At 72.0% G+C, this 7,842-nt stretch carries 7 protein-coding genes and 1 pseudogene; 1 reads left to right on the top strand and 7 read right to left on the bottom strand.

The genetic code is table 11. The annotated features are described in order from the left end of the window. A partial coding sequence (locus tag E4099_RS25660; RefSeq protein WP_209446738.1) for a PQQ-binding-like beta-propeller repeat protein occupies positions 1 to 1,417 on the top strand: 1,417 nt, incomplete at its 5' end. Between the two features lie 51 nt (positions 1,418 to 1,468). On the opposite strand, the gene E4099_RS25655 is transcribed toward E4099_RS25660, so the two are convergent. From E4099_RS25655 to E4099_RS33740, 7 genes and pseudogenes are all read right to left on the bottom strand, one after another. Continuing rightward, a complete protein-coding gene (locus E4099_RS25655; protein WP_135341488.1) occupies positions 1,469 to 2,110 on the bottom strand; it encodes a hypothetical protein in 642 nt (213 codons plus the stop codon). 17 nt (positions 2,111 to 2,127) lie between these two features. Further along, positions 2,128 to 3,420: an AAA family ATPase gene (locus tag E4099_RS25650; protein WP_135341487.1), complete on the bottom strand. Its 1,293-nt coding sequence runs from the start codon at positions 3,418 to 3,420 to the stop codon at positions 2,128 to 2,130. 107 nt (positions 3,421 to 3,527) lie between these two features. Continuing rightward, positions 3,528 to 5,036, bottom strand: a complete 1,509-nt coding sequence (gene gatB, locus E4099_RS25645; RefSeq protein WP_135341486.1) for an Asp-tRNA(Asn)/Glu-tRNA(Gln) amidotransferase subunit GatB — start codon at positions 5,034 to 5,036, stop codon at positions 3,528 to 3,530. Between the two features lie 23 nt (positions 5,037 to 5,059). Further along, positions 5,060 to 5,299: a hypothetical protein gene (locus E4099_RS25640; protein ID WP_135341485.1), complete on the bottom strand. Its 240-nt coding sequence runs from the start codon at positions 5,297 to 5,299 to the stop codon at positions 5,060 to 5,062. After that, a complete protein-coding gene (gene gatA, locus E4099_RS25635) occupies positions 5,296 to 6,789 on the bottom strand; it encodes an Asp-tRNA(Asn)/Glu-tRNA(Gln) amidotransferase subunit GatA (RefSeq protein ID WP_135341484.1) in 1,494 nt (497 codons plus the stop codon). The genes E4099_RS25640 and gatA overlap by 4 nt, the downstream gene beginning before the upstream one ends. 5 nt (positions 6,790 to 6,794) lie before the next feature. After that, positions 6,795 to 7,091, bottom strand: coding sequence for an Asp-tRNA(Asn)/Glu-tRNA(Gln) amidotransferase subunit GatC (gene gatC / locus E4099_RS25630; RefSeq protein WP_135341483.1), 297 nt, complete (start codon positions 7,089 to 7,091; stop codon positions 6,795 to 6,797). A 527-nt stretch (positions 7,092 to 7,618) separates the two neighbouring features. Then, positions 7,619 to 7,842 (bottom strand): annotated as a pseudogene (locus E4099_RS33740) (hypothetical protein); the annotation flags it as partial.

The raw sequence follows: 7,842 nt of genomic DNA, 5'->3' as shown, positions 1-7,842 counted from the left end.
GCCCCAGCCCCTCCTGCCGTCCGCCCCGCCGTCCGGTGGCGGGCGGCGCGCCGATCGCCGCCGGCGGTCCTCGGCGCCCAGAGGGGCGATAGCCGGGGGCCTGGCCGCCGTGGTGCTGCTCGCCGCCGGCGGCATCTGGCTGGCCACCCGGGACGGCGGCGGCGACGGGGCCAAGGACGCTCCGGAGGCGCGCCTGCTCCACAAGGTGCCGATGCCGAAAGGCCTCAGCAAGGACGATCCGGTAAGTGTCGCGGGAATGTGGACGACCGACCGGAATTTCGTCAAGGGCGATGTCCGCAAGATTGTCGGATATCCGCTCGCCGGCGGATCGGCGCAATGGGAGATCCCACTCGGCGGAGAGGTCTGCTGGGCATCTCCGCGCCTCACCGAGGACGATAGGACGGCAATCGTGTTCAAGGGACCCGGAAAGGACGCCACCTGCACCCGGGTCGGCCTGCTCGACCTGAAACAGCACAAGCTGCTGTGGCAGCGGGAGGCGAAGGACGAGTACGGGTCCGCCGAGTCGTTCGACGAGGTGACCATCGGTGGCGGCACGGTGGCCGCGTCCGCCCACGTGGGCGACGGTGGCGCGGCCTGGACGCTGGACGGCAGGCCGCTGTGGAGGCCGAACGGCGACAGCGACTGCCAGGACATCGGATACGCCGGCGGCGACAAGCTGGTCGCCGTCACCGAGTGCGGCGACGCCGACACCCCGCCCCTGAACGTACGGACCCTCGACCCCCGCACCGGGGAGGCGAAGTCCACCTACCGGCTTCCCGCGGGCACCGGCTACGCGCATGTGGTCTCCACCGACCCCCTGGTCGTCGGCACCCTGCCGGACGACGACGAGGACGACTCGGGCGCCGCGGTCAGCGGCTTCCTGGCGATCGACGACAGCGCCGCGCAGGGCAGGCTCCGCAGCCGGTTCGGCACCCCGGGGAAGACGTACGAGTCGGACTGTGACCTGAGCCAGGTGGAGGGCTGCCGGGGGATCGTGGTCAGCCCGTCCGCCGACGCGCTCTTCATGGCCACCGCCCAGAACACCGAGGCCGCCACCTTCAACGAGGTCGTCGCCTTCGACCTGAAGACCGGCAGGCCGGCCGCCCGGATCCCCGGCGTCCCGGACGCCAACCTCCGGCTGCTCGGCCTCGACGAGGACGGCACCGTGCTGGCCTACCAGCAGACCCAGCTCTCCGGTGAGGGCGGCGGGGTCTGGCGGATCGACCCCCGCACCCACCGCAGGACCCAGCTGCTGCGCAACAGCGCGGACGACCGCGACGTGGAGGCGGCCTTCGAGGCCGGCGGCCGGTACCAGTACGCGGCCGGACACCTCTACATGGGCGAATCCCTGGTCAGCGCCCCCGACCCGGAGGACACCGCGGAACATCCGCTGGCGGCGGTCTTCGGCAGGGGATGACACCCGGCGGGTCCGGCCGGCCGCCCGTGCTCGGTGGCCGGTCGGCGCCGTTCAGAGGTACCCCAACCCGCCGAGCGCCGCTTCCGTCCCCTTCAGCCATTCCCGGTAGGACGGCACCTGCGCCAGCACCCCGAGATCCGTCCGGCGCACCAGCAGTTCAGCCGCGTCCGTGAGCGTCTCGTGCGCGTCCGGACCGAGCAGCGCCTTCCACACCTGCTTGGGGCCGACCTTGGTCTTCTTGTCGGAGGGCAGCGCCACCTTCTTCTCCACGGCGGCGGGCTTGGCGTACGGGTAGTCCGCCAGCTCGACCCCGGGCACCACGGATTCCAAAGCCTTCCGGTCGGCCAGCATCCAGGATTCCGTCATCAGTACGGGGATCAACGGCACCGGCAACGCGGCCCTGCGCACCGCCCTCCGCCGCTGCGCCAGCTCCTCGGCGATCTTCCCCGCCTTGTCCCGCTCGTCCTCGTCGCAGTGGACGAAGAGCAGATCGCAGTCCTGAGCCAGGTCCCAGGCCGCCTCGATGACAGCCGTCACACCACCCGATCCGGTGGTGTGGACGGGCGCGATCTCGCAGTCGGCCACCGCCACGCTCCGCGGACTCTTCGCCAGGAGCAGGACGTCCAACTGGCGCTTGATCAGCTTGCCGAGATACGGCTCGTCGCTGTTGCCTTCAGCGATCAGCCCCGGCACGAGCGGTCGCTCCCCCACTACGCCCCCTGGCCCAGTCGGCGCAACAGCCGGTCCACCTGCTGCGGAGTCATCGTCTTCCCCGGCTCCTGCTCCAGATCGCGGGCGCGCAGCGGACGGGCCAGGGAGATCCGGGAGACGGACTGCCGATCCGGGTCCACCCGGTCCGCCTGTTCCATGAAGATCAGGCTTCCGGAGAGATCGGTACGCAGGGCCGCGAGCAGGGCCGGGGAGTGGGTGCTGGCGATCAGCTGCCGGTAGGGTGCCCCCGCCCGCTCGCCGTCCACGCCGCAGCCGCGCCGCAGCCGCCGCACCAGGTCGGCAACGCGGGTGGGGTGCATGCCGTTCTCGATCTCCTCCACGCAGAGGGTGCCTCGGCGCAGCGGGTCGGCCGCCGCCGCGAGGAGCGCCAGCATCCGCACCGTACCGTCCGAGAGCAGCGGTGGCGCGGTCCATCCGCTGTGCTCGAACTCGACCTCGTAGTCGAATTCCTGGCGGCTCTCCAGAAAGCGCGGTCGTACGTCGCGCACGCCCTCCACCAGACCGGCGAGGTCGGCCACGAGCCGACGCCAGGCTGTGGGATCCTGGCCCTCGATCCTGTCCAGCACCAGCGGCAAGTTCCGGCCGTCGTGCTCCAGGGGTGCATCCGGCCCGACGGGGACGAGACCCCGCATCGAGTCCGGGTCGAGAAGCAGCGGCTGCCAGGAGGCGCACTCCTGAGCGACCAGGCCGAGCAGCTCGATCGTGCCGGTCGAACTCGCGGCGCGCTCGGATTCATCGACATTCGCGAACCCGAGCCGACCACCGACGATGAGATAGTCCGCGCCGGTGCGCCGCACGAACGCGTTCCTCGCCCCTTCGATCGCCTCGCGCAGTTCGGCGTCCAGTCCGAGCCGGTCCATCCAGTCCCGGTTCCTCAGACTGCTGATCCACACCGCGCTGCCCCTGGCAGCCAGCACCGCACGCCCCGGTCTGCGGCCCACCCCCGCCTCGTAACGGGCGCGGAGCCGGATGCGCAGCGGCAGCGGGCCGTCCTCGGTGCGCACCAGCATCCCGACCTCAATGGTGAACTCCTCGCGCAGCGGTCGCCCGTCCGGCCCGCCCCGATGGAACAGGTCGCGGGCCGCCAGCCTGCGGTCGGCGGCCACGGTCCGCTCGAATCCCTGCTGCGCCGTGCCGGCCACCAGACGCAGCGCGTCGAAGAAGTTGGACTTGCCCGCACCGTTGAGGCCGAGCATCACCATCACCGGAGGAACGTCCACCTGGAAGCCGAGGAACGACTTGAAGCCGTCGATCCGTACCTGCGTGATCATGCTCCGCTCCTCGTTCGGGCGTCCGGCGGCCGTTGGGGAAAGCACGGCGGCGGGCACCCCGAGGGGTACCCGCCGCCACAGTAGCCGCTATGGCCGCTTACGCCGCCTCAGCCCTCGACGCCCAGCTTCTCCAAGATCAGCTCGCGGACGCGGGCCGCGTCCGCCTGGCCCCGGGTGGCCTTCATGACCGCGCCGACCAGGGCACCGGCCGCCGCGACCTTGCCGCCGCGGATCTTGTCGGCGATGGCCGCGTTGGCGGCGATGGCCTCGTCCACGGCGGTGCCCAGCGCACCCTCGTCGGAGACGACCTTCAGGCCGCGCTTCTCGACGACGGTGTCCGGGTCGCCCTCGCCGGCGAGGACGCCCTCGATGACCTGGCGGGCCAGCTTGTCGTTGAGCGAGCCGTCGGCGACCAGCGCGCAGACCCGGGCGACCTGCTCCGGGGTGATCTCCAGAGCGGCCAACTCGGTGCCGGACTCGTTGGCCCGCCGGGCCAGCTCGCCCATCCACCACTTGCGGGCCGCGGCGGCGTCCGCGCCCGCCTCGATGGTGGCGGTGATCAGGTCGATGGCGCCCGCGTTGAGGACGGACTGCATCTCGTGCTCGGAGATGCCCCACTCCTCGCGCAGCCGGTTGCGGCGCACCCGCGGCAGCTCGGGCAGGGACGCCCGCAGCTCCTCGACCCACTCGCGGGCCGGGGCCACCGGCACCAGGTCCGGCTCCGGGAAGTAGCGGTAGTCCTCCGCCTCCTCCTTGACCCGGCCGGAGGTGGTGGAGCCGTCCTCCTCGTGGAAGTGGCGGGTCTCCTGGACGATCGTGCCGCCCGAGGACAGCACGGCCGCGTGCCGCATGACCTCGAAGCGCACCGCCCGCTCCACACTGCGCAGCGAGTTGACGTTCTTGGTCTCCGAGCGGGTGCCGAACTTCTCGGCACCGATCGGGCGCAGCGACAGGTTGACGTCGCAGCGCATCTGGCCCATCTCCATGCGGGCCTCGGAGACGCCCAGGGCCTTGATGAGCTCGCGCAGCTCGGCCACGTACGCCTTGGCGACCTCGGGGGCGCGGTCGCCGGCGCCGACGATCGGCTTGGTGACGATCTCGATCAGCGGGATGCCGGCCCGGTTGTAGTCCAGCAGGGAGTGCAGCGCGCCGTGGATACGGCCGGTGGCACCGCCGACGTGTGTCGACTTGCCGGTGTCCTCCTCCATGTGGGCGCGCTCGATCTCCACGCGGAAGACCTCGCCGTCCTCCAGCTGGACGTCCAGATAGCCGTTGAAGGCGATCGGCTCGTCGTACTGCGAGGTCTGGAAGTTCTTCGGCATGTCCGGATAGAAGTAGTTCTTCCGGGCGAAGCGGCACCACTCGGCGATCTCGCAGTTCAGCGCGAGACCGATCTTGACGGCGGACTCCACGCCGGTCGCGTTGACGACCGGGAGGGAGCCGGGCATGCCCAGGCAGACCGGGCAGGTCTGGGTGTTCGGTTCGGCGCCCAGGGCGGTGGAGCAGCCGCAGAACATCTTGGTCTTGGTGCCGAGTTCGACGTGCACCTCGAGCCCCATCACGGGCTCGTAGGTGGCCAGCGCGTCCTCGTACGACACCAGTTCAGTGACGGTCACGGAAAACTAACCTCTCAGGCCGCTCAGTCGGCGAGGACGTCGTCCTCACCGAGCCGCTTGAGCTCGCGGACGAGCAGCGCGACGGTGGTGACGATGGCGGCGGCCGAGACCACCGCGTCGATCAGCTGGAGCTTGTCGTGCTCGGCACGGGCCTTCTTGGCCTGCTTGACCACACCGACCACGCCGAACAGGGACGTGCCGATGGACAGGTAGGTGCCGGGCTTGGACTTCTTGAATCCCTTGGCCTTCTTGATTGCACTCACAGCGAAGGAGCCTCCTCAAGCAGCGGGTGACCCCACCGGGCGACGAACGCGGCCTCGACCGCGGCGCCCACCCGGTAGAGGCGGTCGTCGGCCATGGCGGGGGCGACGATCTGCAGGCCGACCGGGAGGCCGTCCTCGGGCGCCAGGCCGCAGGGCAGCGACATGGCCGCGTTGCCCGCCAGGTTGGTGGGGATGGTGCACAGATCCGCGAGGTACATCGCCATCGGGTCGTCGGCGCGCTCGCCGATCGGGAAGGCGGTGGTCGGGGTGGTCGGCGAGACGATCACGTCGACCTGCTCGAAGGCCTTCTCGAAGTCCCGGGTGATCAGGGTCCGGACCTTCTGCGCGGAGCCGTAGTAGGCGTCGTAGTAGCCGGAGGACAAGGCGTAGGTGCCCAGCATGATCCGGCGCTTCACCTCGGCGCCGAAGCCGGCCTCGCGGGTCAGCGAGGTGACCTCCTCGGCGGACCTGCTGCCGTCGTCGCCGACCCGCAGGCCGTACCGCATGGCGTCGAAGCGGGCCAGGTTGGAGGAGCACTCGGACGGCGCGATCAGGTAGTACGCGGCCAGCGCCAGGTCGAAGGACGGGCAGTCCAGCTCGACGATCTCGGCGCCCAGCTCCTTGAGCAGCTCCACCGACTCCTCGAAGCGCTGCATCACGCCGGCCTGGTAGCCCTCGCCGCGGAACTGCTTGACCACGCCGACGCGCATCCCGGCCACCGTGCCGTTGCGGGCGGCCTCGACCACCGGCGGGACGGGGGCGTCGATGGAGGTCGAGTCCATCGGGTCGTGCCCGGCGATCACCTCGTGCAGCAGCGCCGCGTCCAGCACGGTGCGGGCGCACGGGCCGCCCTGGTCCAGGGAGGAGGAGAAGGCGACCATGCCGTAGCGGGAGACGCCGCCGTAGGTCGGCTTGACGCCGACGGTGCCGGTGACCGCGGCGGGCTGGCGGATGGAGCCGCCGGTGTCGGTGCCGATGGCCAGCGGCGCCTGGTACGAGGCGAGCGCGGCCGAGGAGCCACCGCCGGAGCCGCCCGGGATCCGGGTCAGGTCCCAGGGGTTGCCGGTCGGGCCGAAGGCGCTGTTCTCGGTGGAGGACCCCATGGCGAACTCGTCCATGTTGGTCTTGCCGAGGATGATGACGTCGGCTTCCTTGAGCTTGCGCGTCAGGGTCGCGTCGTACGGCGGGATCCAGCCCTCGAGGATCTTGGAGCCCACGGTGGTGGGCACGCCGCGGGTGGTGAAGATGTCCTTCAGCGCCAGCGGGACGCCGGCCAGCGGGCCCAGCTTCTCGCCGCGCGCCCGCTTCTCGTCCACGGCCCGGGCCTGGGCGAGCGCGCCCTCCCGGTCCACGTGCAGGAAGGCGTGCACCTTCTCGTCGACGGCCTCGATACGGGCCAGGTGGGCCTCGGTGACCTCGACCGCGGTGACCTCGCCGGAGGCGATCTTCTCGGCGATCTCGGCGGCGGTGAGCTTCGTCAGGTCTGCCATGGTGGTCACTCCTCCCCCAGGATCTGCGGCACCTTGAAACGCTGCTGCTCCTGGGCGGGGGCGCCGGACAGCGCCTCCTGCGGGGTCAGCGACGGACGGACCTCGTCCGCGCGCATGACGTTGGTCAGCGGCAGCGGGTGGGAGGTCGGCGGTACGTCTTGGTCGGCGACCTCGGAGACGCGGGCGACCGCGCCGATGATGTCGTCCAGCTGTCCGGCGAAGTGGTCGAGCTCTTCGTCCTTCAGCTCCAGACGTGCCAGCCGGGCGAGGTGGGCGACCTCCTCGCGCGTGATGCCAGGCATGCAGATCCTCAGGGTGAGTGTGTCGGTTGTGGCCCCAATCCTATGGCGCGCGGGCACCCCGCGGCGCGCACCCTGGGTTACGCCATGCGGCGGGCGGCCCGGACCGGGCGTTTCGGGTACGCGCCGCTCGCCTCGAATCCCCCTGCGGCTTGGGGCCGGGGCCGCGTGGGGGACGTGCCGGTACGGGCCGCGGAGCCCCCACCGCCTCCGGCGAGGCGACAGCCCCGAGGAAGTGCGGGCCCCCTCGCTCTCCGGGCCGCCTTCGGAGGGCCGTCCGCCGCCCGAGGCCGGCCGACCGCTGGACCGCGGCCCACCGTCGGCGGTTCGGGGGCCTGCGGAGTACGGGCCGACTCGGGGAATCGGGGCGCCTCCGGAGTGCGCGGCTCCTCCGCCGGCACCCGCGGCAGCCGTGTCGGCGAGTCCGGCCCGCCCGTACCCGCGGCGCCGACGCACTCGGCCGCGCCGACCCCCACGGCCGGGGAGCGCCCACCCGCGCCCGCGCCCCGGCGTGCGGGCGCGCTTTCCGCTCAGGTCACGCGGTCCGCGTCCGGCTCCGCCGGGGCCGCCGCCGTGGAGACCGCCAACCCGGGATCCGGGGCGACCAGCTCGGCCCCGGCGGCACTGACGTCTCCCCCACGACCGGCGACGGTATGGGCACGCCCACCCGCCGCGGCAGCCGTGTCGGCGAGCCCGGCCCGGCCCGTACCCGCGGCGCCGACGCACTCGGCCGCGCCGACCCCCACGGCCGGGG

It is taken from the genome of Streptomyces palmae (genome assembly GCF_004684805.1).
Lineage (GTDB): Bacteria > Actinomycetota > Actinomycetes > Streptomycetales > Streptomycetaceae > Streptomyces > Streptomyces palmae.
This window is presented reverse-complemented; position numbering and strand designations above follow the sequence as displayed.

Coding starts and splice junctions, on each gene's coding strand:
- E4099_RS25650 (WP_135341487.1), bottom strand. CDS start 3,420: ATGATCACGCAGGTACGGATCGACGGCTTCAAGTCGTTCCTCGGCTTC.
- gatA (WP_135341484.1), bottom strand. CDS start 6,789: ATGGCAGACCTGACGAAGCTCACCGCCGCCGAGATCGCCGAGAAGATC.
- gatC (WP_135341483.1), bottom strand. CDS start 7,091: ATGCCTGGCATCACGCGCGAGGAGGTCGCCCACCTCGCCCGGCTGGCA.